The following is a 26996-nucleotide window of genomic DNA, read 5'->3' on the forward strand; positions in this document are numbered from 1 at the left end:
ACCGATTATACGGGCCCAACCGGCCAGGCGACACCCGCCAGCGCTAAGGGGTACAATCCGGGCATCAATACTAGGGACGAGAGGCTTCCGATGGTTTACAGCATGACTGCATTTTCCCGCCGTGAATCAAGCACCGAACAGGGCAACCTGGCTTGGGAGATGCGCTCGGTCAACCATCGTTATCTGGAAGCCAGCCTGCGCCTGCCGGAGGCCTTCCGTGAACTGGAAGGCCCGCTACGCGAACGACTGCGCAAGCAACTGGGGCGCGGCAAGGTCGAATGCACCCTGCGCTTCAACCCACAGGAAACCAGCAGCAGCGAGCTCAGCCTGAACCAGCCGCTGCTCGATCAACTAATCCGCGTCAGCCAACAACTTGCCGGCCAGCTCAACAACCCGGCGCCGATCAACCCGCTGGAACTACTGGCCTGGCCGGGCGTACTGGCCGGCAGCGAGCAGGACCAGAGCAACCTGGTCAAGCAGGCCGAGCGACTGTTCAACGAAGCGCTGGAAGAACTCAAGGTCCAACGTGCCCGCGAAGGCGCCGAGCTGCGCAAACTGATCGAAGAGCGCCTGGACGCCATCAGTGATCGGGTCGCCAGCCTGCGCGAGATGATGCCGACCCTGCTCAGTGCCCACCGGCAAAAACTGATCGACCGCTTCAACGAAGCCCGGCTGGAACTTGACGGCACCCGGGTTGAGCAGGAACTGGTGCTGCTGGCGCAAAAGATCGATGTGGCCGAAGAGCTCGACCGGCTCGCCACCCACGTCAGCGAAACCCGCCGGGTACTCGACGACAAGGGCGCCATCGGTCGGCGGCTGGACTTTCTCATGCAGGAGTTCAACCGCGAGGCCAACACCCTGGGCTCCAAGGCCATCGACAGCCGCAGCACCCAGGCCGCAGTCGACCTCAAGGTGTTCATCGAGCAGATGCGCGAGCAGGTGCAGAATATCGAGTGACATCGCCATGCTGAAGATCACCGACGACATAACTCTGGCCGACTGGGAAATCGAGATCAGCCAGATCCGGGCCCAGGGTGCGGGCGGGCAGAACGTCAACAAGGTGTCTTCAGCCGTGCACCTGCGCTTTGATATCCCGCATTCAAGCCTGCCGGCCGAGATCAAGCAGCGCCTTCTGGCGCTGTCTGACCAGCGCATCAGCAAGGATGGGGTGGTGGTGATCAAGGCGCAGTCGTTCCGGACCCTGGAGCAAAACCGCGAAGATGCCCTGCTGCGCCTGCAGCAACTGATTCAGGAGGCGCTCAAGTCGCGCAAGCCGCGCCGCCCTACTCGGCCAACCCGCAGCTCCCAGCGCAAACGGGTGGACGAGAAAACCCAGAAGGGTCGGACCAAGGCACTGCGCGGCAAGGTGCCGCTGTAATCAGCCTTCGGCGGGCAGCAGGCTGACCCGCTCCAGCTCCAGTTCGACCAGCCGACCCTGGCGCAGCGTCATGTCCAGCAGCGGGGCCTGGAACGGCAGCAGGTCACCGATCAACAGATTCTGTTGCACCGGATTGGCCCGATAGTCATTAGCGCCCAGCACCAGGTTGTGCATGCCCTGCACCCGAATCATGGCCTTGCCGATCCGCTCCAGATGGTTGCCGGTCAGACGCAGCGGTCCACTCCCCGCCTCACTGTTGCGGATACTGATAGCGTATTCGGGCGTACCGATGATCCGGTTGCCGATAATGCTGACCTGGTGCAGGCCGGCGCCGTCGATCGCACTCAGCCGGCTGTTGCCGATCAGGTTGTCTTCGATCAGCAGGCCGGTGGCAGGCGTCATATCCCGCAGCAGCAGGCCATAGCCGGCGGAGGCACCGATCTGGTTGTCACGCACGATCAGGTTGCCGTCCAGCGCGCTGAGCTCAATGGCGCTTTTGCTGGCGCGGAAAATCCGGTTGTTCTCCAGCCGGCCCAGACTGCGCCCGCTGACCCGGATCGCACTGATATTGCGCACGTCCTCAATCCGGTTGCCTTTGACCAACAGGCGGCTGCCACTGGCATCCAGGGCATATTGCTGCATATCGCTGAAATGATTGCCGGTCACTCTGGCCAGGGTCTGGGTCAGGTCCAGGCCGACCGACATGTCCTCGAAACGGCTGCCGCTGATCAGCATCTGCACAGGCGCCACGCTGGCGGCCTGCTGGGTACTGCGCGCGCTGGTCACCCCGCGCGACAGGTGCTCGTTGTAGCCTAGGCGCTCAAGTTGCGAGTCTTCGATACGCAGACGGCTGCCGGCCCAGTTCATCAAAAACGGCCGGTAGGGCCTATCAGTGGCGTGAGGCCGGCCGTCGCTGTAGCCGATCAGGCTGGCCTGCCTGAGGCTCAACAATCCGCGGTTGATCAAGGCCGTGCCGGAATAGCTGTGCAGATGCAGTTGGGTGCCTTCGATCAGCAGAGCCGCGTCCGGGTCGATCATCAGCGGATAGTGCAACAGGTAGCCGCCCTCATGCCGGCTGAGAATCCGTTCGTTGTTGAGCTGGGCATGAAGCTGCTGCAGGCTGATGCTGCCTCCCTGGATCACCACCGCCCGTGGATGCTGATTCTGGTAGCCGGCAATGGCCCGGAACAGCCCATTGTGCACAAAGGGCTCGAACGGCCAACTGCCCTGCTGAGCCGAGTACATGGTCAACAGGCTGACCTCGGCGCGCCCGGCCGGGGTCCGAAACGCCAGCTCTGGCACTGCGGTGGCGGCCTCAAGCCTTGCACGCTGCTCACTAAGCTGACCTTGCTGGTCGGCGCTATCGAGCACCACCAGCGGCAACCGGCTGTCCGCCTGCAAGGCACCGCTGCCGAGCGCCAGTGCCAGGCCCCCGAACAGGCCCAGAGCGCTACGCTTGAATGACGACAAAGACATGGATGGAGCCCTCAAATCAGTCGATATTCGGATAGAAGAAGCGGATGTTGCCGCCGACCTGGCCGTAGTAACCCAGCTCGCTTCCGGCCTGACCATACAATTGCCGAGCCAGGACATGGTCGGGTTGCTGCTTGAGGAACGGGATCAGCCAGACCATCTTGTGGTTCGGTGGGCGTTCCTGGCCGGCTTCCAGCTCAGGCAGGTTGGCCGGTTCCAGCACGCCACGTACGGCGAAGTTGGCCAACTGGCCAAGCTTGCGTTGCTGATCCGTACTCAGACTGCGACCGTTGACTTGCATGCTTTCGGCCAGCAGTACCAGCGGTACCAGGGCATAGTGGGTATAGTCGACCGCGAGCCGACCACGGGCGGTTTCCAGCGGCAACTGCACGTAGTCTCCGGCCTGACCGGGCTGCATCTGCTCGAAGGCAAGTTGCAGGGTTTTTGCCGCCCAATCGATATGGGCATTGCGGTCCAGCAGCATACCGGTGCTGCTGACAGCCCAGGCGGCCCAATAGTCGTGGTTGTTGAACCAGGCGAAGTCGAGGGTCTGACGCGGGCTGTAATCGCTGATCACGGCGTTGGACAGGCGCTCCAGCCAACTGCGCTGAGCAGTCGACAACTGATAATCACCGTTACTCAGGGCCCTGACCTTGAGCAGCCCGGAACCCAGAGCTGCCAGTGACCATTTGCGCACGGCACGGCCAGTGCCGCTGACCTCGCGGCTGAGCATGGCACCGGGTTGAGCCCAGGCCTCCAGCCATTGATGCAGGCAGGCCAGGCTCAGATTGACCTCCTGCTCATTGCGGGCCCGCTCATAGCGGGTGATGATCTCCTGCAAACCCCGATGATACTCGGTGATCTGCTGACGAATGCGCTCAGACTCCTGGGGCAGCGGCACCAGCGTGGTCTTGCTCGCTTCGCTCTGGTCGTACTTGCTGTCAACCCGCAGGTGCCCGGTATAGGCTGGCGGCGGTGAGCGAGGGCAGCTCAGGGCACGGTAGTCACCGATCATGGCCGACTGGCTGGTGGCCCGCGGCGGCCACATGCTGGTGGCGGCACTGGCACTCACCACCCAGAGGCTGGCCAGCACCATCAGCAGGGCGATGACGGAAGACTTAAGGCGGACTAACGGCACAGGCTGACCTCCAGATCAATCGGCTTGTCGGACGCCTGGGTCGGCTCGATGAACACCGACAGCAGGTTGGCGTTGCGGAACTCGGCAGCCTTGCTCAGCTCCAGGTAGTACTGACCGCCACTGACGATGCCCGGACGCCGAATCCAGACCTTGTCACGGCTGCCATTGTCGTAATAGACGATGACGTAGAAGTTGCGCAGATCGCGGTCGGACATCTTGATATCCAGCACCCCGTCGGCCCCAGTCAACGCCTGACGCTGGGCACCACTGTTGCTCAGCACCTCGATCCGGTCGTTCTCCCGATAGCCCGAACGTTCGGCACGCCCGCTCAGCACCGTGGTGCGCGCTGCGCAGCCACCCTCGGCCGCAGGCACCAGTTGCCGGTACATGACCTCGCTGGCCAGCTTGTAGTTGGCAGGCAGCTCCCAGATGATCAGCTTCGGCGGGGTGCTCGGGGAGTAACTGGGTGACAGCAGGAACTCCATCAAGGCACCATCCTGACCACCACCCTGCAAGGAGAAATTCATCAGGTTGACCGACAGATACTCCTTCAGATAACCATCAAAGTTGTACTGCTTGGTGTCTTCGTCACGGGCCGCCGAGTTACTGGTACCGACCAGCGTCACCTCCGGCTCGGGGATATCGTCGAACAGCGCACTGACTTCATCAACTTCCGGCACGGTCTGGAAGTTCTGCACATACTGATAGCCAAAATCATTGCCGCACAGGCGGCTGAAGGCCATGTTGTGGGCGCCATCCTTGGGAATGATCACGCTGGGCTCGGTGCGATAGGTGCTCTTGGTCAACCCGGCATAGACCGGCTGACGACGTACTTCCTGCGCCACCAGTTGCGCGGTGGCCTTGGCTCCGGCCGGAGTCCAGTGGGTATCGCGGCGGAAGAAGTATTCCTCCTGCGGCGGGTTTTCCACCAGATTCATGACGTCCGGCACGATGGCCCCGGCGTTTCTCAGCTGGGTGAGAAAATGACGCAGATTGGCTACCCCTTCGGCGTAGTCGAAACCGTAGGCAAAGTCCGGGCGCACTTTGTCACGATGCATCAGGCCACGCGTTGGCTGAATCACGATCGCCACCTCAGTGCCCTGGCGGTTAAAGGTGGAAATCAGCCGGGCCAGCTCCGGCTCCATGTGCGCCGGCATGCCGAAATCGGTGGTCAGATCCACATCCGAGCGAAATAGCCAGCTCCCCCTGCCCGGGGCCATGAAGCGCATGATCTTCATCCCGCCCTCGGCGTACTGTTGCGGATCACTGAGCGCCGGACAGATCAGGCACTCGGGGCCGAGGCAGGGTTGATTGGGGCCAGCCTGGGCCTGGGCCGCCGGCACAGTGAACCACAGGGCCATCAGCAAGCCGAGAGTTGAGGGGTACGCAGGTTTCATCCTTGGCTCATTCCTGGTCGGTTGCACAACGTTATTCGGTCGGGTCGATGGTGCTGGACATGGACAGGGTTCTCAGCCCGCCCGCCTCCTCCACCACCATGAAGCTGTAGGTGTTGCCCAGCTTGAGAAACACTTCGTCAAACTGGGCCAGTTCCTGCTCGCCAGCGTAGGCGGAAAAGCCGATCTTGATCTCATTGACCGCCCGCAGCCCGGTTTCATTAGTCCCGATCGCCTCAACCACGGTGTGCTTGCCATCGCGGGTCTTGAGCGCCACAGGTTGCGAGGTCAGGTTATAGAATCCGACCTGGGCCTTGCGCGGGTCATCAACGAACTTATCGGCAATCAGCACGAACTGGCCGTCCTTGTAGAGCACGGTGGTGGCGCTGCTGGCCTCGAACTGGGCCTCCAGACTGTTGCCCTCAATGGTCAGCCGCCCAGGGCCCGGCGAGGTGAAGCGGTAGCTACCCAACTGCCCGGCAGCGATGCGCTGTTCACGCTGCTTGCCGCTCAAGCCGAAACCGATACTGGTGCTGCCCAGGTTGAATACCCGGACAAAGGCCGAATCGGCTGGTGCCACCCCGTCATACAGGTCGGCGTTGCCATCCTGAGCCTGGGCCAGGGTGGCCAGCAACAGCAGGCAGGGCAGACACAACCAGCGGTAGATGCGCACATTCATGATGACTTCTCCTAGGGCTAAAACTGTCGTTCAAAAGGGTCGAGTGAGGCCCGGCGCGTGTTTTGCTGGGCCAGCAGCGTGCGCACCGGGAACTCCCAGATCACGGTTTCAATACCATGGCGCTGCTTGGGCTCCAGCTTCAGGAAGTTGTCCATGGCATGAAATGGGCCGTGCGCCTCAACCGCCACACTCATCACATCCTGTCCAAGAGCCTGTTTCAGCGCGCCAATGAAGTTCCATTCAGCGACCTGGGTGTAGCTGGTGCCAACCACAGCGGTACTCAGGCCAATATCGCCGAACAGGCTGTCGGCATCGACCAGTTGCTCCTGACGGCGGGTTTCATACAGCGTCAGCTCGACCGGCTCGAAGTAATCCGGACGCAAGCGCTGATCAAACTGCAGGTAACGCTGCAGGTCCCCGCTGTGCTGCTTGCTACCGATCTGCTCGGTCACGAATCGGGTCGGCCCCCGCAGCTCCGGATGCCGGGCAACCAGCAGCTCGGCGGCCAGACGTGCACCTGCAGGACTCCAGTGGGTATCGTTGCTGAGAAACAGTTCCTGGCTACTCGCCGCAGCGCGGAAACCGTCACGCAAGTCGACTACCTCGACCGCCTGAGCCTGCAGTTCAGCCTGCAACCGCTGATACAGGGTTTCGACCGTTTCGGCCGGCTGACGAAGACGATAGTCGGCATAGACTTCCAGCTTCATCGGCACAGGCAGCAACACCAGGCGCATACCTTCGGCCTGCAATTGGTCTCGGGCCTGGGTAATGTGGCTGACCTGGCGGGCAATGCTCGCCTCCAGATCGTTCGGTACCCGGTACTCCTGGCTGGTGAACAGCCAGCCATCGCGACCGAGCACAGCGCCGCTGGTGGCCTCACCGAAGATCAGTTGCTGCGCATTGGCCCACAGCTTGATCGAAGGGTCGCGCAGGAACAGTTGCTTGTCGTAGAACTGCTCGAAATGCCTGACCAGTTTGCCGTCGAAAAACAACGAACCGGGGTTTTCCTGACTCCGGGCAAACCCATACAACGCCGGCAGCGAATACAGGAACATAGCGCCCAGCATGATGCAGAAAGCGATGCCGTTGAGCTTGCTGGCGCTACGCATGACGGGCAGGTTCATGACATCCTCCTAGAACTGGAAATACAGGAAGGGTGAGAAGGAGTTGGCTGCCAACCGGCTCAGCGCCAGCAGAAACCCGGCCCACAGCAACAGCGCCTGGACACCACCGACGTGCTGCATGAAATAGGCCTGACCGTCGCTGGCGTAATAACGCAGGTTGATCCGCCCGGCGACCGAGATCCACAGCAGGCCAACGGCGGTGAAGCTCAGGGTCATCAGCGAAGTGCCATACAAATAGCCGTTGAGGCTGCCAACTCCGTTGAGGCCGAACAAACCAGCGTAAATCTCCAGGCTGTGGCGCAAATCACCGGTGTAGAACAGCGGCATGCTCAGGTTGAGCAGGACGAAGGTGCGCATGTTGCGCCAGAACCGGTACGGCGTGGTGACCTTGGTAGCCAGGTCAAAACGCCGTTCGAGGACCATGCCTATCCCGAAGAACAAGCCCCAGCAGATGAACGAGAAGCTGGCGCCATGCCAGAACCCCGACAGCATCATGGTGATCACCAGCCCCAGCATTGGCCCGGCAATGCGCCGACGCACCAGCGGCATATAGACATAGTCACGCAGGAAGTCGGCCAGGGTCATGTGCCAGCGCTGCCAGAACTCGGTGATGCTCTGGGCCAGATAGGGCTGGTTGAAGTTCTCCTGGAACCTGAAGCCCATCATCATGCCCAGACCGATGGCCATATCACTGTAGCCGGAGAAGTCGAAATACAGCTGCATGATCGAAATCAGCAGGCCGAACCAAGCGTCGGCCATCTGCGGCGTTGACTCACCGAGAAACAGCACGTTCATCGGTGCCAGCGAGTCGGCGATCAGCACTTTCTTGATGAAGCCGAGCATGAAACGGCTGGCGCCCAGCGAGAACAGTTCCATCGAATGAGTGCGTGATCGCAGTTGCTGTTCAATCTGGTTGTAGCGCAGGATCGGCCCGGCGATCAGTTGCGGAAATAGCGAGATAAAGGCGGCAAAGTCGATGAAACGATCGGTTGGCTCGGCCTTGCGTCGATAGATGTCGACGATATAGCTGATCGCCTGGAACACATAGAAGGAAATGCCCAGCGGCAGGATGATGTGCTCCAGGGTGAAGGTATCGATCCCCAGCGGAGCCAACGCTCCGGCAATGACCTCGACGCCAAAGTTGGCGTACTTGAAGTAACCCAGGGTGGCCAGGTCTCCCACCACCCCGATGGTCAGCAGGCGGAATGCCCGCTCCTTGTTACCCGCCTCCAGATTGGCCTTGATCCGTAAGCCGAACCAGTAGTTCCAATAGGTGATGCCAATGAACAGGAACAGAAAATCCGGACGCCACCACGCGTAGAACAGGTAACTGCCCAGCACGATTACCAGCGAGCGCCAGCGAAAGCCGACCAGGTAATAGCACAGCAAGAATGCCGGCAGGAACAGAAACAGAAAGACGTTGGAGGCGAAGATCATCCTGATCGCTACCCGGCATCAATAGAAAAGGGTCAAACCCAGGGTGACCTGGAAGTCGTCGCCGGTGTTCAACGCGCTGCCGGCCTTGAAGTAGCTGGCACTGACCAGCGTATTCAGGTTAAGCCGCCGTTCACGCACCGCCATGGGATACATGCGCCAGTAGTAGTTGAGATCAACCACCTGGCCCAGCGCCCGCGAGTCGGTGTTGCGAATCCCCGGCTCGTTGACCACCCGTACCGGCAGACGACCTTCCGAATTGCGCAACCGCAGATCGCTGACCCGCAGCCCCACCACTGTGCCCGGTGCCGGCTCGGTGTCCACTCCTACCCCCACTACCTGCAGGTTGGTCAGATTGACGGTGACGAAATTGCTCACCAGCCGGTTGCTGTAGCTCATCGGGTCGGTACGCCGGTCCGATTGCACCCGGTTGAGGTAGAAGCCGTCGCGGCCATCGTCATCCGGCTTGTCGGTCAGGGCCAGCGTCAGCCCCAGACGCGGGCGCCAGGGGTGCTCATCGAAGCGTTTGCCGGCATCCAGCAGCGCAGCCCAGCCATCGATGCGGCCGGTGTCGAACTGGCCAAAGCTGCCGACCGTGCGCAGATCACCGCGCATGCCGATCAGCTCGGCGTGATAGTCGCTGAGCCAGGCCAGGTCGGTGAACTGACCGTTCAGGTAGGCGCCCAACCGCCATCCCTTGAAGTCGTCGCGGTCGCGCAGGTCCTTGTCCGAGTAGTCGTGTTCATACAGGGTACGCACCCCGGCCCACTGCTGGGCTCGCCACAACCGGCGATAATCGCCCATCAGATAGCGAATATCCTCGTCTTCGGGCTCGAGGCTATTGAAGTCGGTATTGTAGTAATAGAAGCGCTCGGCCACGGCAATGAAGCCTTCGGCCTGACTGTCGCGATAGTCGAAGCGGATTGCTTCGAGGCTGTCGTCCCACCAGACCCCGAAACGCTCGGCAAAACGCTGGCGGCCAACCGTCAACGAGAACCTGGGGTCATTGCCCAGCAGATTGCGGCGCACGTAGAACTCGCGCATCTCGGCCCAGGTTTTGTCCCGCTTGCGGCTGACCTGCAGATTGCCTTCATCCTGAATGATCGCATTGGGCTGGCTGTCGTAGTTGAACCAGGCCTTGGCAACCGCCTCCCAGCGCGGCCACTGGATATCGGGACTGAACCAATGCAAGGTGGGCTCATAGCGGATGCTGATGAACTCCTTGCGATCCTCGCCCAGGCGAGTCTCTTCCGGACCATAACCGCCGCGCACCGACAGTTTGTGAGTGATCAACGAGGTCTCCGGCGTTTGGCCGAGCTGAGGTTCACCTTCCTGCGCAGACAACATCGCAGTCGGGTACAGCAGGGCCAGCAGCAGGCCGCCCATGGCATGGCATTGTCGCGTTCTCATCCGTGTCCTCACAAAACAGAGTTGCGCAGCATTTGCTCGGTCATGGCATTACCCTGCTCCAACAGCGTTGCCGGCAAACGTTGCTCCAAAAAGTTGACCAGACCCTCGGCACGCAGATCCCCCAGTTCGAGGGCCGCCCGGGCATGACTGTAGGCCGTCACAAAGTCGCCCCGCATGGCGCGACCATAGGTATTGAGACGGGCAATACGCAGGTGGGCACTGGCCCAGCCACGCTCGGCCATTTGTCCATAAATGCCCAGCGCCCGGGCTTGGTCCGGCTCATCGAGCAAACCTCGGCTATACAGGTCACCCTCCATCAGGCGAGCATCGTCGTAGCCTTCTTCGATCAGTTCACGAATCAGCCCGTGGGCCTTGGTGGGGTTCATCGATAGCCAGTTGACCATGTAATAGCTGGCCCACAGCGCCTTGATCCGCTGCGGCCCAACCCGGTCCTGATAATGCTCGCCGGCACTGCTCCGTGCGGTTTCGGTGCTCTCCAGCTGACGCAGCAGGTGCTCAACCGCTTCACTGCTGAAGCGGTTGTTGCCGGCCATCATGAAACTGGCCTTGGTCGACATGGCCGGGGTGTAACCCCGTGCCACCGCGTGATCCAGCCAATAGAGAATCTCGCGGTCGAGTTCATCGATCATCGCGTCCTGAGCCCGCTGGGCCGCTTCGGCTGCGGCCAGTTGCTCGGCATCGGGAATTTCGACCTCACCGATCACACTCTGGCGGGTATACACCCACTCATTGGCCAGAGCGTTACTGGTATTGGCCAGATGCAGGCCAATACGGTGCACGACCTCAATCGGCAGACTGGCGATACGTGGGCTGGCATCACGAGCAAAGCCCCTGAACTTGAGGGCCACGTCTTTACCCATGACCCGGTACAAAGCCTCAATGGCGCGGGGGTCCTGAAGCGCCGCCTGGCGATACAGGCTCTCGGCCAGCTCATGGTTACCTTGGTGTTCAGCCAGTCGGCCGCGGTACAGCAGGGTCAGGCAGTTCTCGATGCAGGCCCGCTCATAGCGGCTGATCAGGTGCTCAACCGCCGCCGACTCAAACAACTCTGGATAGGCATTGAACACCTCCAGGGTGGCCAGCACATTGACCGGGTCGCGGTCATGCCGATAACGGGTCAAACCTTCGGCCACCTCGGCACGGTGCTGTTGCCGCAAGCGTGGCCGCTGGCCCAGATAACGGGCCATGGCAGCCAGGGCACTGATCTCGCCGCGACCACCGGCAAAGGCCTGGCGGTACAGCTCCAGCACCCGGCTGGCGCCGGCCGGATCACGCTCGGCGAGAATATCGCCGAGTAGGCGCTGAGCCCGGTGATCGCCCAGTTTGGCCAGTTGCTCAAGGTCTGGGACGACCTCGGCATGGGGGTCCAGGTAAAGCGCATACCGGACCTGCTCGAAGTTCCTGGCCTCCACCTCGCTGGCCAGCAACACCGCCAGCAAGGGCAGGCTCAGTATCAGGAAAGGTGCGCGCATACCAGCTCCCTCAGAGCATCTCGTCCATGATCTCGAGCCCCGGCATGCCGGGTAGCCCCAGAGTGAAATCAACCCAGACCGGTTTCTGGTAGCTGCCCAGATCCAGCGGCGCTTCTGGCAGAATATCGAGCACCAGCATCTGCGACTGCTCGTTCACCGAAGCGTTAACGATGGTGCCAGCCACGGCTGCGTCAGCGCCATAAACGGTCAGGCTGACGTTGCGGGTACGACGCAGCTTCTCAAGTTTGTCGAACGGCACGCTGGCCTTGACATAGAGGGGCTGGTCCTTGGGCAGCAGATGCACCAGCGGCTCGCCCTTGTAACCGAAGCCGTCAAGCTGGCTGCCGGGGTAAAACAGGGTGCAGTCGCAGGGGCTGGCGATCACCGTTTCGATGGTGGCGCGGCCCAGCAGGGCTTCGACGTCACCCGGGGCCAGATCCATCATCGCCGCGATATCGGCCGGCGAACTCAGGCTGGTGTTGAGTTGGGTCGAAACGCTGGCGACCGGCTGACCGGCACTGACTTCTGTGAGGCTTGGCGGGATCAGGAAGCTGACATTGCCGTTCTCCGGCATGATGATGCGATAGGCGTTAGCCGTGACCAGCGCCTGGGCCGCCGGAATCCGGAAAAACAGCAGATAGGCCTTGTGCACCACATAGGTCAGCGCCAACAGACCGATCAATAGAAACACCAGGGTTCCCAGACCAGCTCGCAGGCGCTGCAGGGGGGTACGCCGGGTGTCGTACTTCTGCTTGCGTTCCTTAATGTAGTTCTCGCGCTGCATCACGTTGAACAGGCCATTGATATCGGCAATTTCACCCGACATGTAGGACGAGATGATGTAGCGCAGAATGTCGGCCTTTTTCGGGTCCATATCGACAAACTGGGCACCGACGATATCGCCATCCTGCTTGACCACTTTGATCTTGACCTTGAGGTCGAGATCAACGCCGTTGATGCCCAGGCGAATGACCGCTGCGTACAGGCTGCCGATCTTCAGTGGCTCGGCACACACCAGCCCGACGCCGCCCAGGGAAATATCCTGAACATCGCAGGTGATGGGTGACCCGCTGCCACCGGTCAACCGGGCCTTGGCCGGAATTCTGGTGCGAATGTGCTGACGCTCGTCGATCGCTTCATGGACGACCTGGTCAGAAAGAACCGAAGTGCTCATATCCTATGGCCTTTAATTTCAGAGTTGTGAGAGGTCCAGAAGAACCGTAATGACGCCGAAAAAGATGGCTATCGATGCCATCAGCATCCCTTTCGAGGTCCAGCGGTTCAGTGCCGCATCAAGGTTGTTGCTGCTTTTCAGCGTAGTTTTCTGTCGGGTCCAGCTTTGTTGATCCATATGAAACATCGAGTACACCTTCATCAACGAACCGACGATCTGGTTGTAATACAGAACGAAGGGGTACAGCGGATCCACCGGGTGCCGGGTCAGAAAGAACAACAAACACACCAGGCTGCGCGACAACAGGATCCAGAACAGATAGATCAGCAGGTACTGGATGCCGAACACCAGGCCGGCAACCAGCGCCCCCGTCAGCCCCACCAAGCAGGTCCACATCGCCACCCGCTGGTCGTACAGCACATAACTGGCGAACGGGCCGAGCCGGCGCAGGCCGAGTTCCCGGGTGGCGCGAAAGTTCTGCCGCAACGAGTTGCCGTACCAGCGATACATCAACTGCCGGGTCGCCCGGAAAAAGTTGCGGTCCGGTGGATGCTCGACGGTCAGGGTGTGGCTGTCGGGTACGTAGAAGGTGTCCCAGCCGGCACGCATCAGGCTGAACCAGGAGGACTTGTCATCCCCGGTCAGGAACTGGAACTTGCCCAGGCGCCAGTGCTCGAGAAAATCGGCTTCAACATCACGAATGAACTCGGGGTCGATCATCACCTCGGCGCGGAAGAACGACAGTCGCCCGGTCATGGTCAGGACCCGCTTGGACAGCGCCATCGAGCACATATTGATATGGCGCTGAACGAAGCGCATCGAGTGCCACTCCTTCATCAGCTTGCCGCCTTCAACCTGGCAGAACTCGTTGGTGGTCAGACCGCCGACGCTGGGCAGATAGGCAAACAGCTTGACCGCCCGTTCGACACAGCCCGGCAGCATCATGGTGTCGCCATCGACCACACCGACCACGGCGCCCTGTACCGGCATCCGCCGAGACAGGGCCCGAAACGCATGGGCCAGGCCGTCGCGTTTGCCGGTCCCCCGGGCGCGAACGATCACCAACTGGATATCCGCCCGCTCACGTACCACATCGCGCATGATCTGCTTGATGAAGTTTTCATCGGCCTTCTCGACGATCGAAGCAATCACCGTGCTGGCCACCGGCATACGCTGCAACTCCTCGAACACCGAGCGATAGACCTTATAGGTGGTCTCGCCAGGAATCCGAAAGCTGGTCACCACCATGTACATATGCGATGGCAGGGCATCGTCCCCCATCTTCTCCACCGCCCGGCGAATACGCGGGAAGCGCCAGTGCAGGAAATACATCCCGCGCAGGTAGTGGGTAATGGCGTTGCTGTAACGCCAGATCCCCAACAACCCGATGATGAAGATGAACTTGTGGTGGGCCGGGTCCAGGTAGCTGGGGTCAACCATGTTCGACGCCAGGGCGATCAGCGCGAACAGGCAGGCCCAGCCACACAGACTGCGTAACCCTGGGCGCTGGAACTCGGTATCCAGAAACTCGCGCACCGGCGCCTGATTTGCTTCGGATCCTTGCATGTTGTCCTCGATTAACGGGCCAGGGCCGCAGTGCGGCCATAGACATCTTCCAGCCGCTCGATATCGTCCTCGCCCAGGTAACTGCCGGACTGAACTTCGATGATTTCCAGCGGAATCTTGCCGGGGTTGGCCAGACGATGGACCGATGCGACCGGGATATAGGTCGACTGGTTCTCGGTCAGCAGGAAGGTCTTGTCGTCACAGGTGACCTGCGCCGTACCGGAGACCACCACCCAGTGCTCGGCCCGATGGTGATGCATCTGCAGAGACAGCCGGGCGCCAGGCTGGACGGTGATGCGCTTGACCTGGAAGCGCTCACCCAGATCAACCGAGTCGTAATTGCCCCAGGGCCGGAAGACCTGGACATGGCTGTGAACCTCGTCGCGCCCGTCAGCAGCCAGGCGGTTGACGACATCCTTGATCTGCTGGGCCTTGTCCTTGTGGGCGATCATCACTGCATCCCTGGTCTCAACCACCACCAGATCGTCCAGTCCGATCAGCGTCACCAGTTTGTTGGTGGCGTGCACATAGTTGTTGCTGCTCTCCTGCAGCAATACGTCACCCAGGGCGACATTGCCGCGCGCGTCCTTGTCCTGAACTTCCCACAACGCGGTCCAGGAACCGACATCGGTCCAGCCGGCAGACAGCGGCACTACACAGGCCGCCGAGGTTTTTTCCATCACCGCGTAGTCGATCGAGTCATCCGGGCAGCACTCGAACACTTCACGGTCGATATGCACGTTCTCGCCCTCGCGCCGGCTGCGCTCCAGCGCCAGACGGCAGGTGTCGTAGATATCCGGGGAGTGGCGCTGCAGTTCTTCCAGATAACGGCTGCAACGGAACAGGAACATCCCGCTGTTCCAGAAATAGCTGCCGTCCTCAACGTAGCTCTGGGCGGTGGCCAGATCGGGCTTCTCGACGAACCGCTCGACCGCCAGCGCCCCCGGTACCGGGCCGCTACCCGAGCCGCCGGCCTTGATGTAGCCATAACCGGTTTCAGGTTGCCGAGCCGGCACTCCGAACAACACCAGCGCACCACGCTCGGCCGCCAGTCGGGCCCGCTCCAGGGCCTGATGGAAGGCCTGGGTATTGGCGATCAGATGATCGGCCGGCAATACCAGCAACAGTTCGTCACGTCCCTGCTCGACCAGTTGCAACGCCGCCAGCGCCACGGCTGGCGCCGTATTGCGGCCAAATGGCTCAAGCAGTACCTGTTGCGCGCGCATGCCGATATTGTCGAGTTGCTCCTCGACGATGAACTGATGCTCGCAGTTGCACACCACCAGCGGCGATTCGACGCCCGGCAGATCCAGGCGCAGCAGGGTTTGCTGGAACAGCGTGTGGTCGCCGGTCAGGGCGTGGAATTGCTTGGGAAACAGTTTGCGCGACAGCGGCCACAACCGCGTGCCGTTACCGCCGGAAAGAATCAGAGGAATCATGTCGTTCTCCATGTCAATGCGAAACCACCAGGTGGCTCACCCAACTGTCACAACAGCCGATCACGTTGATCTGCACGAGGCAGTGAAAGCCCGACGTCCCCGGGCCAGGGGCGACTAGCCGCCCCTGCGTTATTGTTGTTGCTGCGTTACCAGCAGATCCCTTCCTGAGCACCGTTGCTCGACTGCTCCATGAAGCCGATCAGGTCAACGACCTGCTTGCCCTGTGGCGGCTGCTTGACCAGCTCACCGAAGCGCGGATCGCCATTGCCGAGCACGATAATGTCCGACTGGGCGATCACGTCTTCGAGACTGGTATGCAGCAGCGACGACACATGGGGGATCTTCGATTCGATGTATTCCTTGTTGGCACCAAATACCCGGGCGTACTCGACGTTCTGATCGTAAATGCGCAGGTCATAGCCCTTGCCGATCAGTTTTTCCGCCAGCTCGACCAGTGGGCTTTCACGCAGATCATCGGTGCCGGCCTTGAAGCTCAGCCCCAACATGCCGACCTTGCGCTTGTCATGGCGGCTGATCAGGTCAAAGGCACGATCGACCTGATGGCGGTTGCTCGGCATGATCCCAGCCAGCATCGGATGCTCGACATCCAGTTGCCCGGCGCGGTAGGTCAGCGCACGCACGTCCTTAGGCAGACAGGAGCCGCCGAAGGCAAACCCCGGGCGCAGGTAGTAACGGGAGATATTGAGCTTGTGGTCCTGGCACACGATATCCATGACCTCGCGGCCATCGACGCCGCAAGCCTTGGCGATGTTGCCAATTTCGTTGGCGAAGGTCACCTTGGCTGCATGCCAGACGTTACAGGTGTACTTGATCATTTCCGCCAGTTGAATGCTCTTGCGGAAAATTGGCGCATCCAGATCGCGGTACAGCTCTTCGAGCAGCTCGCCGGAAAGCTGATCGTACTCACCGATCACGGTCATGGCCGGGAAGTCGTAATCCTTGATTGCGGTACTTTCGCGCAGGAACTCCGGGTTCACTGCCACCCCGAAGTCTTCACCGGCCTTCTTGCCGGAGGTGGCTTCCAGCGCCGGAATCACCACATTGTGCACGGTGCCCGGCAATACGGTGCTGCGGATTACCACGGTGTGACGATCGGACTTGTCGCGCAGCACTTCACCGATTTGCCGGCAGACGATCTCCATGTAGGTCAAGTCCAAGTCACCGTTGCGCTTGCTCGGCGTACCGACGCAGACAAAAGACAAATCGGTGCTCAGTACCGCTTCCTGGACATCGGTCGTGCCGCGCAGACGTCCGGACTGCAATCCGGCCTGCAACAACTCTTCCAGGCCCGGTTCAACAATAGGAGACTTACCCTGGTTGATCAGATCGATCTTGGTTTGTGAAACATCAACACCAACAACATGATGTCCACGCGATGACAAGCAGCCAGCACAGACTGCACCAACATACCCCAAACCGAAAATGCTGATATTCATGGGAATATCCCTCCATGGTTATTTGGCAATGAGTAAAAAAAGACGAAAGCCAAACCCGACGTCCTTGTGGGATTTATTTTGCGGTGCGGGGCTGCACTCGAAGAGGTGCACTAAGCTTTGGGTGTCCAACTTGCGCACAGGATGCGCAGAAGAATGAGGGTTTTCAAGGGGGCAACCGCGGTAATAATAATTGTTTTTTTCTATGGCAACTTTTTTTGCCGAAGTTTTGCTGGCGCCAAAACTCCGTCAAGCCGGCTATTTCGGCGCATTCTTCTTTATATGCAAAACACACCCAAAACAACGAGCCGCAAGTTTTAGCGTAAAAGTTATGGCGCCATTTTTATAACGCCGCCCTCGCAATGTTTCTGCAATATTAACTCAGACACATCAAAATGCCACTTCCACTCATTGCTTTTTATTGCCGAAACTTTATTAAAGTTTGTGCCGCTTATATCATCCGGTAGCAAAAGGCCAACAGCTCCGCTCTGCAAAGTGCACATATGACCAGCCACTCCGACTACCACACCCGGGCCAAACCACACTCTCTTGTGCGCAGTGATTCCCGCCTTAGAGGCAAGTGCCTATATAATCCCCGCCAGCAGCCCATTCACCAGCCAGCAGGACACCAGGATCCATGACCCACGCCAGCGGCACCCTGTACATCGTTTCCGCCCCCTCCGGCGCCGGCAAAACCAGCCTGGTCAAGGCACTAATCGATCAGGTCGCAGACCTGCGCGTCTCGGTCTCACATACCACCCGGCCGATCCGCCCCGGCGAGGTGGATGGCGTGAACTACCATTTCACCAGTCGCGAGCAGTTCATTGAGCAGGTCAGTGCCGGCGATTTTCTCGAGCACGCTGAAGTTTTCGGCAATCTCTACGGCACCTCCCAGAGCACCGTCGAACGCACCCTGGCTGAAGGTTATGACCTGATTCTGGAAATCGACTGGCAGGGCGCCCAACAGGTGCGCCGGGCCCTGCCCCTGGCCCGTTCGATCTTTATCCTGCCACCTTCGCGTGAAGCCTTGCGCGAGCGCCTGACCAATCGCGGCCAGGATGAGGACAGCGTGATCGAAGGGCGCATGACCCAGGCCATCGATGAAATGAGCCACTATGTCGAATACGACTTCCTGGTGATCAACGACGATTTCCACACTGCGCTGGATGACCTCAAGGCGATCATGCGCAGCGGCCGACTGGATATTGCGCACCAGCAAAATCGCCACACCCCGCTGCTGACGGCACTCTTGTCAGAGTGACCGGCGATTCAGTAGACTGTCAGGTCCAGCATTCCCGAGCGGAATGCGCCTGTTTCTTTATGCTAGCCGTCCCCGGAGTACACCATGGCCCGCGTCACCGTTGAAGACTGCCTGGAAAATGTAGATAACCGTTTCGAACTGGTCATGCTGGCCACCAAACGTGCGCGTCAAATCGCCACCGGCGGCAAGGATCCCAAGGTCGCTTGGGAAAACGACAAGCCCACCGTAGTAGCCCTGCGGGAAATCGCTGAAGGCCTGGTCTCCAACGAGATCCTGGCTGAAGAAGCCCTGCAGGATCAGCAGGAGCCGTTGTACTCGCTGGAATCCGAGTTCACCGCGGAGTAAAGCCGATTGCGAAGGTCTGCCTGCCCCAGCGTTAAGAGCCGCTTCCGCGGCCAGGGGAGGACTGCATGTCCAGCATAGAGACCTTCGCCGACCGACTCGGCAGTTATCTGGAGCCAGAGCAGATCAATCTGGTCCGGCGCGCGTACTACTACGCCGAGCAGGCCCACGACGGCCAGACCCGCCGCAGCGGTGAACCCTACGTCACCCATCCGCTGGCGGTCGCCCACATCCTTGCCGACATGCACATGGACCATCAGAGCCTGATGGCCGCTATGCTGCACGACGTCATCGAAGACACCGGAATCCCCAAGGACGCCCTGACTCAGCAGTTTGGCGAGACCGTGGCCGATCTCGTCGACGGGGTCAGCAAGCTGACCCAGATGAACTTCGAGACCAAGGCCGAGGCCCAGGCCGAAAACTTCCAGAAGATGGCCCTGGCCATGGCCCGGGACATCCGGGTGATCCTGGTCAAGCTGGCCGACCGGTTGCACAACATGCGCACCCTGGGCGCGCTGCAACCGGCCAAACGTCGCCGGATCGCCAAGGAAACCCTTGAGATCTACGCACCCATCGCCCAGCGATTGGGGATCCACAGCCTCAGCACCGAGTTCGAGGACCTGGGCTTTCGGGCCATGTATCCGATGCGTTCGCAACTGATCGAGCGCGCCGTACGCAACGCCCGCGGCAATCGCAAGGAACTGCTGAACAAGATTCTTGAGTCACTGCAGAGTCTGCTCGAGCGCGAGGGCCTACCGGGCAAGGTAATGGGCCGCGAAAAGCACCTGTACGGCATCTACCAGAAGATGCGCGGCAAACGCAAAGCGTTCAACGAGATCATGGACGTTTACGCCTTCCGCATCATCGTCGACAAGGCCGATACCTGCTACCGCACACTGGGCGCCGTACATAGCCTGTATAAGCCGTTCCCCGGGCGCTTCAAGGACTACATCGCAATTCCCAAGGCCAACGGCTACCAGTCGCTGCACACCACGCTGTTCGGCATGCACGGGGTACCGATCGAAATCCAGATCCGCACCGAGGAAATGGAAGAGCTGGCCAACAATGGCATCGCCGCCCACTGGCTGTACAAATCCAAGGACGAAGTGCTCAACGGCAACCATGCCCGCACCCGGCAATGGCTCAAAGGCGTGCTGGAGCTGCAGCAGCGGGCCGGCAACTCGCTGGAGTTCATCGAGAACGTGAAGATCGACCTGTTCCCTGACGAGGTCTACATCTTCACCCCCAAAGGCCGGATCATGGAGCTGCCAAAGGGCTCGACCCCGGTCGATTTCGCCTACGCGGTACACACCGACATCGGCAACAGCTGTATCGCCTGTCGGGTCAATCGACGCCTGGCGCCGCTATCCGAACCCTTGCAGAGCGGCCAGACGGTGGAGATCATCACCGCTCCCGGTGCCCGCCCGAACCCAGCCTGGCTCAGCTTCGTCATCACCGGCAAGGCCCGTGGCAACATCCGCCACTTCCTCAAACATCAGCGCCACTCGGAGTCAATCGCACTCGGCGAGCGCCTGCTCGACAAGGTCCTGGCCAGCTTCGATACCTGCCTGGCCGACATTCCCGAGCCCCATGTCCAACAAGTTCTGAACGACTGCGGCCTGGAGCTGATGGAAGACCTGCTGGCCGATATCGGCCTGGGCAACCGCATGGCCTATGTGGTCGCCCGCCGCCTGCTGGAACGCGATAGCGTCGAGACCGAAACCACCAAGCCCGAAGTCACCGAACCCAACAGTCGCGAAAAGCCGCTGGCAATCCGTGGTACCGAAGGCCTGGTGATCAGCTTCGCCCGCTGTTGCAACCCGATCCCCGGCGATCCGATCGTCGGCTACCTGTCCTCCGGCAAGGGCATGGTGATCCACCAGGAAAATTGCAAGAACCTGGCCGACAGCCGGCACAATACCGAAAAGACTCTGCATCTGACCTGGGACAAGGACGTCAGCGGCGAATTCACCGTCGAACTCAAGGTCGAACTGGAGCACCAGCGCGGCATCATCGCCCAGCTCGCCACCAGCATTACCGTGGCCGACGCCAGCATCGACAAGATCAGTGTCGATGAGCGCGACGGCCGGGTCAGCGTGGTGCAACTGGTAGTCCGGGTGCGTGACCGCCTGCACCTGTCACAACTGATCAAGCGCATTCGCGCCCTCAACGGGGTGATGCGAATCACCCGCCTGAAAAACTGAATCCGATCCGGAGATTCCATGAACAAGCAAGTCATCACCAGTGACCAGGCGCCTGCTGCTATTGGCACCTACTCCCAGGCCATCAAGGTCGGCAATACCGTCTACCTGTCCGGGCAAATCCCGCTTGATCCTGCCACCATGGAAGTGGTCGAGGGTATCGAAGCGCAGGTCTGCCAGGTATTCGACAACCTCAGCGCCGTAGCCGCTGCGGCTGGCGGTAGCCTGCAGGACATCGTCAAACTGAACATTTTCCTCACCGACCTGGGTCATTTCGCCCTGGTCAATGAGGTCATGGCCCGTTACTTCAAGCAGCCCTACCCGGCCCGCGCCGCGATCGGCGTCGCCGCCCTGCCCAAGGGCGTACCGGTGGAAATGGATGGGGTGATGGTGGTCGGCTGACAGTTACTGTCAGCTACCAGCGCCGTCCTGTTCACCGAGCAGGGCGGCATAACCCTCCCGATAACTCGGATACTGCGGCGCCCAGCCACTTTCGCGCGCCAGGGCATTACTGCAGCGCTTGCTGCCTACGCGGGTGCTGACCGGCCCGTCTTCACGCGACTCAACCCCCAGCTGTCCAGCCAGCCAGGCCGCTACCTCGTGCATGGCTGCCGGCTCGTCGTCCACGCCCAGGTAACAGGGTGCCAGCAATTCGTCCTGATCGGCCAACAACAGCAGATGTTCAAGCAGCGCAGCGGCATCGTCACGATGGATGCGGTTGGTGTACTGGGCCGGCTCGGTCGCTACCTGCAGACCTGCCCGCACCTGCTCAATCAACCGGGTCCGCCCCGGACCATAGATACCGGCCAGGCGCACCACCGAGGCTGGAATACCGCTGCGCAAAGCCAGATCCTCAGCGGCCAGCAACAAGCGGCCGGTGTCACTGGCCGCCAGTGCCGGACTGTTCTCGCTGACCCACTGACCATCGGCCTGGGCATAGACGGCGGTGCTGGAAACCTGCAGCAGGAAACGCGGCTTGCGCTTGTTCTGAGCCAACCAGCCCAGCAGGTGGTGCAAACCGTCCACATACAAACGCTGATACAACTCCGGATCACGCCGCCCAGCGGCTGGGCAGTAGACCACATAGTCGATCTGGGCCGGCCACTGAGCAGGTTGCTGCGGCTCGCACAGATCCGCCGTCAACGGCTCTATTCCGGGCGCCAGCCCAGAGGTGTCGCGGCGCAGACCATAAACCTGCCAGCCGCGTGCCAGCAGGCGCAAAGCCAATGCTGACCCCAGATCTCCACATCCTGCCACCAGAACCCGTTTCATTGTTTTCCTCTATCGATCAAGGCGCTATGCTACGAACTATCGATCCTAGTCCGACTTTCACCGCAGGCAGTATAACGCCATGACCCTGACCGAACTGCGTTACATCGTTACCCTGGCCCAGGAACAGCACTTTGGCCATGCGGCCGAACGTTGCCACGTGTCCCAGCCCACGCTGAGCGTCGGGGTGAAAAAACTGGAAGACGAGCTGGGCGTGATGATCTTCGAGCGCAGCAAAAGTGCCGTGCGGGTTACGCCGATCGGCCAGAAGATCGTCACCCAGGCGCAAAAAGTGCTGGAAGAGGCCCTGGCCATTCGCGAACTGGCCAGCACCGGCAAAAATCAGCTGGCGGCTCCACTCAAGGTCGGGGCCATCTACACCATCGGCCCCTACCTGTTCCCTCACCTGGTCCCGCAGTTGCACCGGGTGGCGCCGGAAATGCCGCTGTATATCGAAGAGAATTTCACCCATATCCTGCGCGACAAGCTACGCAACGGCGAACTCGACGCCATCATCATCGCGCTGCCGTTCAATGAGCCCGACGTATTGACCAAGCCGTTGTACGACGAGCCGTTCAGCCTGCTGATCCCGTCCAGCCACCCCTGGGCCAAGCGCGACCATGTCAGCCTGGATGAGCTCGACGACAACAAGCTGCTGCTGCTCGGCGAGGGTCACTGTTTCCGCGACCAGGTACTGGAAGCCTGCCCGAGCATCCGCAAGAGTGAAGAACAGCACAAGCACACCACGGTCGAGTCCAGCTCACTGGAAACCATTCGCCATATGGTCGCCTCCGGTATCGGCATGACCGTACTGCCGATGTCCGCCGCCGATGACCGCTACTACAGCTCTGATCTGCTGGTCACCAAGCAGTTCCAGAGCCCTGTGCCCTATCGCACCGTCGCCATCGCCTGGCGCGCCAGCTTCCCACGGCCCAAAGCGATCGAAATGCTGAGCGACTCGATCCGCCTGTGCTCGGTCAGCCAGCCGCATTGAGTCAGACACCGATCACCCCGCTGACCGCGCTCAAGGGCGTAGGGCCGGCGCTGGCCGAAAAGCTCGAAAAACTCGGCCTGCGCAACGTTCAGGATGTGTTGTTCCATCTGCCGCTGCGCTACCAGGACCGGACCCGGATTACTCCGATTGGCGCCCTGCGGCCCGGCACCGATGCGGTGATCGAGGGCGTGGTGCTCGGCGCCGATGTGGTCATGGGCCGACGCCGCAGCCTGTTGTGCCGGCTACAGGATGGCAGCGGCACACTGAGCCTGCGCTTCTACCACTTCTCCGCTGCACTCAAAGCCAGCCTCAGCCGCGGCAGCCGCTGGCGCTGTTATGGCGAAGTGCGGCCCGGCGCCTCCGGGCTGGAAATCTACCACCCGGAAATGCAGAAGCTCGACGAGCACAGCACCGCGCCAGTGGCCGTAACCCTGACCCCGATCTACCCAAGCACCGAAGGGTTGTCGCAACTGCGCCTGCGCAGCCTCAGCGAAGCCGCACTGGCCTGGCTGGATCAGGGCCATGCACTGGACGACCTGCTGCCGCCCGAACTGGCTGAGCAACATCACTTGCCGGCGCTGCGCGAAGCCGTGCGCACCCTGCATCGACCACCACCGGATGTCGATCTGGAGGCCCTGCACGAAGGCCGCCACTGGGCCCAGCACCGACTGGCGTTCGAAGAGTTGCTAGCCCATCAGTTGGCCATGCTGCGGCTGCGCGCGCAGATCCGTGCCCACCGGGCTCCGGCCATGCAGGCCAGCGGCGAGCTGGCCGCGCAATTCTGTCGCCAGTTAGGTTTTCCGTTGACCAGCGCCCAGCAGCGGGTCAGCCTTGAGGTCAGCCGTGATCTGGCCCAGGCCAAACCTATGCTGCGCCTGGTACAAGGCGACGTCGGTGCCGGCAAGACCGTGGTCGCCGCCCTCGCCGCCCTGCATGCACTGGAAGCTGGTTGGCAGGTGGCGTTGATGGCACCGACCGAGATTCTGGCTGAACAGCACTTCAACAATTTCCAGCGCTGGTTCTCGGCCCTGGGCATTTCCGTGGCTTGGCTGGCTGGCAAACTCAAGGGCAAGGCCCGGGCCAACCAGTTGCAGATGATCGCCAGCGGTGAAGCGGCGATGGTGGTCGGTACCCATGCGCTGTTCCAGGATGAGGTGCAATTCCACAATCTGGGTCTGGCCATCATCGATGAACAGCACCGTTTCGGCGTCCAGCAGCGCCTGGCCCTGCGCGACAAGGGCAGTGCCGGGCAATTCTCACCCCACCAGTTGATCATGACTGCCACCCCGATCCCTCGGACGCTGGCGATGAGCGCCTACGCCGACCTGGATACCTCGATCCTCGACGAACTGCCTCCCGGACGCACGCCGATCAACACCGTGCTGATCGCCGACAGCCGCCGCGAACAGGTCATCGAGCGGGTCCGCGCCGGCTGCGCCGAAGGCCGTCAGGCCTACTGGGTCTGCACCCTGATCGAAGAGTCCGAGCAGCTTCAGGCCCAGGCCGCCGAGGCTACCTGGCAAGCGTTGTGCGAAAGCCTGCCAGAACTGTCGATCGGGCTGGTTCACGGGCGCATGAAGGCCACCGACAAGGCCGAAATCATGAACGCTTTCAAAATGGGTGACCTGCATCTGCTGGTGGCTACCACGGTGATCGAAGTCGGGGTCGATGTACCCAACGCCAGTCTGATGATCATCGAAAACCCCGAGCGCCTGGGTCTGGCCCAACTGCATCAGTTACGGGGTCGGGTCGGTCGCGGCAGCACCGCCAGCCACTGCGTACTGCTCTACCATGCGCCACTTTCGGCACTGGGCCGCGAACGCCTGGGGATCATGCGTGAAAGCGCCGATGGCTTCGTGATTGCGGAAAAGGATCTGGCCCTGCGCGGCCCTGGCGAAGTGCTCGGTACCCGACAGACCGGGCTGGTGCAGTTCCGGGTCGCCGATCTGGTGCGCGATGCCGACCTGCTGCCCCAGGTCCAGCAGGCCGCCAAGCTGTTGGCCCAGCGGTATCCAGGGCAGGCTGCGGCACTGATCGACCGCTGGTTGGCTCAAGGCCAGCAGTTTGCACAGGTTTAGGGAACCTCTGAAAAACTACCTGCGTTGGCAATACTGCGTTAAAAACAGCCTCGATCGCGAGCCCGGTCAAAATGCTCATTTACATCACGTAAACTCCGCTTTTTCGGCTGTTTTTGCGGGGCCGCCATCGGTATTGTCTTGCCGCCTCGCCTAAGTTTTTCAGCGGTTCCTTAAGATAGCTCTGAACAACCAGCAACCTTACCCAGTGCATGCTAAGATCAGCGAAAAGCTTGTTCGGCCGGCTAGCGCGTGCCAGGCCCAGTGAAAGGATCCTGCTCCATGAATACCGTAGCCGCCACCGATGGTAATGCCAGCCTCCCCCAGTTGATCGAAAAACTGCTGCAGCAGCAGGGCGTAAGCTATCGGATGCGCCAGCAGCGCCATGCCGGCCCGGCGGCGCAGCAGATTCAGGCCTGCCTGCTGAGCGACAATATCGGCACTGTATTGATACTTATTCCCAAAGATCACCTACTTGACCTCAAGCGCATGCCTGAACTGCTCGGCCGCGAGCTTGAGCCCATGCGCGATGCCCAGCTCAGCCATATCCTGGCCAAGCATCAGCTCAATCAGCTACCTGGCCTGCCGATTCTGTTCAGCTCGCCCTGTGTCTACGAACAAAGCCTGCTCGAACATCCCCGGCTATGGCTCGACAGCGGCCTGGAGGGTTGGTGTCTGGAGCTTGAGCAGGCCGATGCCAAGGCGCTGGTCGCCAAGGCCAGTGGCGCCCGCTTTGCCGTCCCACTGAGCAGCATCGCGCCGCTGCCGAGCGACCCCGACCAGGATCATCAGGACATCCACGCCGCCGTGCAGAACTTCACCGCACTGCGCATGCGCCAACGGCTGGAAGAAACCATCGAAATCCCCCCGCTGCCGGAAACCGCACAGAAAGTCATGAAATTGCGGGTCGACCCCGACGCTAATATTGACGACCTGACCGATGTGGTCGAAACCGATCCCAGCCTGGCTGCTCAGGTCATCAGTTGGGCCGCCTCGCCATTCTACGCCGCGCCGGGCAAGATCCGTTCTGTCGAAGATGCCATCGGCCGGGTGCTGGGGTTCGATCTGGTGATCAATCTGGCCGTCGGCCTGGCATTGGGCAAAACCTTCAACCTGCCCAAGGACGCCCCGGAGCGCACAACGCCCTATTGGGAGCAGGCAATCTACACCGCCGCCGTGATCGAGGGCCTGGCCAAGGTCATGCCCCGTGACAAGCGCCCGGAGCTGGGGCTCAACTACCTGTGCGGGCTACTGCACAACTTCGGCTATCTGGTGCTGGCCTACATCTTCCCGCCCTATTTCAAGATGATCTGCCGACACCTGGAAGCCAACCCGCATGTGCCCCCGCACCAGATCGAGCAGCATGTGCTGGGAGTGACCCGCGACCAGATTGGCAGCTGGTTGATGCGCTACTGGGACATGCCTGATGAAATCGCCAGCGCCGTTCGCCACCAGCATGAACCTGACTACCGCGGTGATGATCACGTCTACGCCAACCTGATTTACCTGAGTCTGGCGCTATTGCGCGAACGAGGTATTGGCGGCGGGCCGCTGATGGCGATTCCCGAGTCGCTGCTTGAGCGTCTTGGTCTGGAGCGAGACCAGGCAACGACGGTGGTGGAAAAAGTGCTGGATGCGCGCGATGCGCTGCGGGTGCTGGTCAACCAGTATCAGCATACCTGGCGCAGTTGAGGCGGA

General features: G+C 60.9%; 22 protein-coding genes. 9 read left to right on the forward strand and 13 right to left on the reverse strand.

Translation table 11 applies throughout. The annotated features are described in order from the left end of the window. The first annotated feature begins 90 nt into the window (after nucleotides 1-90). Entirely contained in the window at nucleotides 91-957 is an 867-nt protein-coding gene (locus C2846_RS11795; protein WP_119701524.1) for a YicC/YloC family endoribonuclease, read from the forward strand. Between the two features lie 7 nt (nucleotides 958-964). Beyond that, on the forward strand, nucleotides 965-1378 hold the full coding sequence (gene arfB, locus C2846_RS11800) for an alternative ribosome rescue aminoacyl-tRNA hydrolase ArfB (RefSeq protein ID WP_119701525.1): 414 nt from the start codon (nucleotides 965-967) through the stop codon (nucleotides 1376-1378). Here the strand turns inward: arfB and C2846_RS11805 are convergent, their stop codons facing one another. From C2846_RS11805 to C2846_RS11860, 12 genes are all read right to left on the reverse strand, one after another. Continuing rightward, nucleotides 1379-2854, reverse strand: coding sequence for a right-handed parallel beta-helix repeat-containing protein (locus tag C2846_RS11805; RefSeq protein WP_165443815.1), 1476 nt, complete (start codon nucleotides 2852-2854; stop codon nucleotides 1379-1381). It lies immediately after the preceding gene. Nucleotides 2855-2870: 16 nt separating this feature from the next. After that, complete coding sequence (locus C2846_RS11810) at nucleotides 2871-3989, reverse strand: alginate lyase family protein (protein WP_240638196.1); 1119 nt, start codon at nucleotides 3987-3989, stop codon at nucleotides 2871-2873. Next, nucleotides 3980-5386, reverse strand: coding sequence for an alginate O-acetyltransferase AlgX-related protein (locus tag C2846_RS11815; protein ID WP_240638197.1), 1407 nt, complete (start codon nucleotides 5384-5386; stop codon nucleotides 3980-3982). The genes C2846_RS11810 and C2846_RS11815 overlap by 10 nt, the downstream gene beginning before the upstream one ends. A gap of 31 nt (nucleotides 5387-5417) precedes the next feature. Continuing rightward, nucleotides 5418-6062 carry an alginate O-acetyltransferase AlgF gene (locus C2846_RS11820; protein WP_080049050.1) on the reverse strand — a complete coding sequence of 215 codons (645 nt, stop codon included), beginning with the start codon at nucleotides 6060-6062 and terminating at the stop codon, nucleotides 5418-5420. A 17-nt stretch (nucleotides 6063-6079) separates the two neighbouring features. After that, nucleotides 6080-7186, reverse strand: coding sequence for an alginate O-acetyltransferase AlgX-related protein (locus tag C2846_RS11825; protein WP_119701527.1), 1107 nt, complete (start codon nucleotides 7184-7186; stop codon nucleotides 6080-6082). A 9-nt stretch (nucleotides 7187-7195) separates the two neighbouring features. Next, complete coding sequence (locus C2846_RS11830; protein WP_119701528.1) at nucleotides 7196-8623, reverse strand: MBOAT family O-acyltransferase; 1428 nt, start codon at nucleotides 8621-8623, stop codon at nucleotides 7196-7198. Between the two features lie 18 nt (nucleotides 8624-8641). Next, the gene (locus tag C2846_RS11835; protein WP_119701529.1) at nucleotides 8642-10030 is read right to left on the reverse strand and encodes an alginate export family protein; all 1389 of its coding nucleotides are present in this window, start codon (nucleotides 10028-10030) and stop codon (nucleotides 8642-8644) included. 8 nt (nucleotides 10031-10038) lie between these two features. Continuing rightward, on the reverse strand, nucleotides 10039-11523 hold the full coding sequence (locus C2846_RS11840; RefSeq protein ID WP_119701530.1) for an SEL1-like repeat protein: 1485 nt from the start codon (nucleotides 11521-11523) through the stop codon (nucleotides 10039-10041). A 10-nt stretch (nucleotides 11524-11533) separates the two neighbouring features. Continuing rightward, entirely contained in the window at nucleotides 11534-12697 is a 1164-nt protein-coding gene (locus tag C2846_RS11845) for a PilZ domain-containing protein (RefSeq protein WP_080049045.1), read from the reverse strand. A gap of 18 nt (nucleotides 12698-12715) precedes the next feature. Beyond that, nucleotides 12716-14263 carry a glycosyltransferase gene (locus tag C2846_RS11850; RefSeq protein ID WP_095625852.1) on the reverse strand — a complete coding sequence of 516 codons (1548 nt, stop codon included), beginning with the start codon at nucleotides 14261-14263 and terminating at the stop codon, nucleotides 12716-12718. A gap of 11 nt (nucleotides 14264-14274) precedes the next feature. Next, entirely contained in the window at nucleotides 14275-15702 is a 1428-nt protein-coding gene (locus tag C2846_RS11855; protein WP_080049043.1) for a mannose-1-phosphate guanylyltransferase/mannose-6-phosphate isomerase, read from the reverse strand. Nucleotides 15703-15848: 146 nt separating this feature from the next. Beyond that, nucleotides 15849-17159: a nucleotide sugar dehydrogenase gene (locus tag C2846_RS11860; RefSeq protein WP_080049042.1), complete on the reverse strand. Its 1311-nt coding sequence runs from the start codon at nucleotides 17157-17159 to the stop codon at nucleotides 15849-15851. Between the two features lie 634 nt (nucleotides 17160-17793). Between C2846_RS11860 and gmk the strand changes: the two genes are divergently transcribed. From gmk to C2846_RS11880, 4 genes are all read left to right on the forward strand, one after another. Beyond that, a complete protein-coding gene (gene gmk, locus C2846_RS11865; RefSeq protein WP_080049041.1) occupies nucleotides 17794-18417 on the forward strand; it encodes a guanylate kinase in 624 nt (207 codons plus the stop codon). An 84-nt stretch (nucleotides 18418-18501) separates the two neighbouring features. Beyond that, the gene (gene rpoZ, locus C2846_RS11870; RefSeq protein ID WP_080049040.1) at nucleotides 18502-18762 is read left to right on the forward strand and encodes a DNA-directed RNA polymerase subunit omega; all 261 of its coding nucleotides are present in this window, start codon (nucleotides 18502-18504) and stop codon (nucleotides 18760-18762) included. Between the two features lie 65 nt (nucleotides 18763-18827). Further along, nucleotides 18828-20963, forward strand: coding sequence for a bifunctional GTP diphosphokinase/guanosine-3',5'-bis pyrophosphate 3'-pyrophosphohydrolase (gene spoT / locus C2846_RS11875; RefSeq protein WP_119701531.1), 2136 nt, complete (start codon nucleotides 18828-18830; stop codon nucleotides 20961-20963). 18 nt (nucleotides 20964-20981) lie between these two features. After that, nucleotides 20982-21362 (forward strand): RidA family protein, encoded by a 381-nt coding sequence (locus tag C2846_RS11880; RefSeq protein ID WP_119701532.1) that lies wholly within the window; start codon nucleotides 20982-20984, stop codon nucleotides 21360-21362. A gap of 9 nt (nucleotides 21363-21371) precedes the next feature. On the opposite strand, the gene C2846_RS11885 is transcribed toward C2846_RS11880, so the two are convergent. Beyond that, complete coding sequence (locus C2846_RS11885; RefSeq protein WP_119701533.1) at nucleotides 21372-22232, reverse strand: NAD-dependent epimerase/dehydratase family protein; 861 nt, start codon at nucleotides 22230-22232, stop codon at nucleotides 21372-21374. A gap of 79 nt (nucleotides 22233-22311) precedes the next feature. Between C2846_RS11885 and C2846_RS11890 the strand changes: the two genes are divergently transcribed. From C2846_RS11890 to C2846_RS11900, 3 genes are all read left to right on the forward strand, one after another. Then, a complete protein-coding gene (locus C2846_RS11890) occupies nucleotides 22312-23223 on the forward strand; it encodes a hydrogen peroxide-inducible genes activator (protein WP_080049036.1) in 912 nt (303 codons plus the stop codon). Next, a complete protein-coding gene (gene recG / locus C2846_RS11895) occupies nucleotides 23220-25301 on the forward strand; it encodes an ATP-dependent DNA helicase RecG (RefSeq protein WP_080051629.1) in 2082 nt (693 codons plus the stop codon). The genes C2846_RS11890 and recG overlap by 4 nt, the downstream gene beginning before the upstream one ends. Nucleotides 25302-25580: 279 nt before the next feature. After that, nucleotides 25581-26990, forward strand: a complete 1410-nt coding sequence (locus C2846_RS11900; RefSeq protein ID WP_080049035.1) for an aminoacyl-tRNA deacylase and HDOD domain-containing protein — start codon at nucleotides 25581-25583, stop codon at nucleotides 26988-26990. Nucleotides 26991-26996 lie beyond the last annotated feature (6 nt).

Source organism: Pseudomonas jilinensis, assembly GCF_003586265.1.
Classification (GTDB): domain Bacteria; phylum Pseudomonadota; class Gammaproteobacteria; order Pseudomonadales; family Pseudomonadaceae; genus Halopseudomonas; species Halopseudomonas phragmitis.

What these genes read in the sequence shown, in the direction of transcription:
- C2846_RS11795 (WP_119701524.1), top strand. Translation starts at nt 91, where the DNA reads ATGGTTTACAGCATGACTGCATTTTCCCGCCGTGAATCAAGCACCGAA.
- arfB (WP_119701525.1), top strand. Translation starts at nt 965, where the DNA reads ATGCTGAAGATCACCGACGACATAACTCTGGCCGACTGGGAAATCGAG.
- C2846_RS11805 (WP_165443815.1), bottom strand. Translation starts at nt 2,854, where the DNA reads ATGTCTTTGTCGTCATTCAAGCGTAGCGCTCTGGGCCTGTTCGGGGGC.
- C2846_RS11815 (WP_240638197.1), bottom strand. Translation starts at nt 5,386, where the DNA reads ATGAAACCTGCGTACCCCTCAACTCTCGGCTTGCTGATGGCCCTGTGG.
- C2846_RS11820 (WP_080049050.1), bottom strand. Translation starts at nt 6,062, where the DNA reads ATGAATGTGCGCATCTACCGCTGGTTGTGTCTGCCCTGCCTGCTGTTG.
- C2846_RS11825 (WP_119701527.1), bottom strand. Translation starts at nt 7,186, where the DNA reads ATGAACCTGCCCGTCATGCGTAGCGCCAGCAAGCTCAACGGCATCGCT.
- C2846_RS11830 (WP_119701528.1), bottom strand. Translation starts at nt 8,623, where the DNA reads ATGATCTTCGCCTCCAACGTCTTTCTGTTTCTGTTCCTGCCGGCATTC.
- C2846_RS11835 (WP_119701529.1), bottom strand. Translation starts at nt 10,030, where the DNA reads ATGAGAACGCGACAATGCCATGCCATGGGCGGCCTGCTGCTGGCCCTG.
- C2846_RS11840 (WP_119701530.1), bottom strand. Translation starts at nt 11,523, where the DNA reads ATGCGCGCACCTTTCCTGATACTGAGCCTGCCCTTGCTGGCGGTGTTG.
- C2846_RS11845 (WP_080049045.1), bottom strand. Translation starts at nt 12,697, where the DNA reads ATGAGCACTTCGGTTCTTTCTGACCAGGTCGTCCATGAAGCGATCGAC.
- C2846_RS11850 (WP_095625852.1), bottom strand. Translation starts at nt 14,263, where the DNA reads ATGCAAGGATCCGAAGCAAATCAGGCGCCGGTGCGCGAGTTTCTGGAT.
- C2846_RS11855 (WP_080049043.1), bottom strand. Translation starts at nt 15,702, where the DNA reads ATGATTCCTCTGATTCTTTCCGGCGGTAACGGCACGCGGTTGTGGCCG.
- C2846_RS11860 (WP_080049042.1), bottom strand. Translation starts at nt 17,159, where the DNA reads ATGAATATCAGCATTTTCGGTTTGGGGTATGTTGGTGCAGTCTGTGCT.
- gmk (WP_080049041.1), top strand. Translation starts at nt 17,794, where the DNA reads ATGACCCACGCCAGCGGCACCCTGTACATCGTTTCCGCCCCCTCCGGC.
- rpoZ (WP_080049040.1), top strand. Translation starts at nt 18,502, where the DNA reads ATGGCCCGCGTCACCGTTGAAGACTGCCTGGAAAATGTAGATAACCGT.
- spoT (WP_119701531.1), top strand. Translation starts at nt 18,828, where the DNA reads ATGTCCAGCATAGAGACCTTCGCCGACCGACTCGGCAGTTATCTGGAG.
- C2846_RS11880 (WP_119701532.1), top strand. Translation starts at nt 20,982, where the DNA reads ATGAACAAGCAAGTCATCACCAGTGACCAGGCGCCTGCTGCTATTGGC.
- C2846_RS11885 (WP_119701533.1), bottom strand. Translation starts at nt 22,232, where the DNA reads ATGAAACGGGTTCTGGTGGCAGGATGTGGAGATCTGGGGTCAGCATTG.
- C2846_RS11890 (WP_080049036.1), top strand. Translation starts at nt 22,312, where the DNA reads ATGACCCTGACCGAACTGCGTTACATCGTTACCCTGGCCCAGGAACAG.
- C2846_RS11900 (WP_080049035.1), top strand. Translation starts at nt 25,581, where the DNA reads ATGAATACCGTAGCCGCCACCGATGGTAATGCCAGCCTCCCCCAGTTG.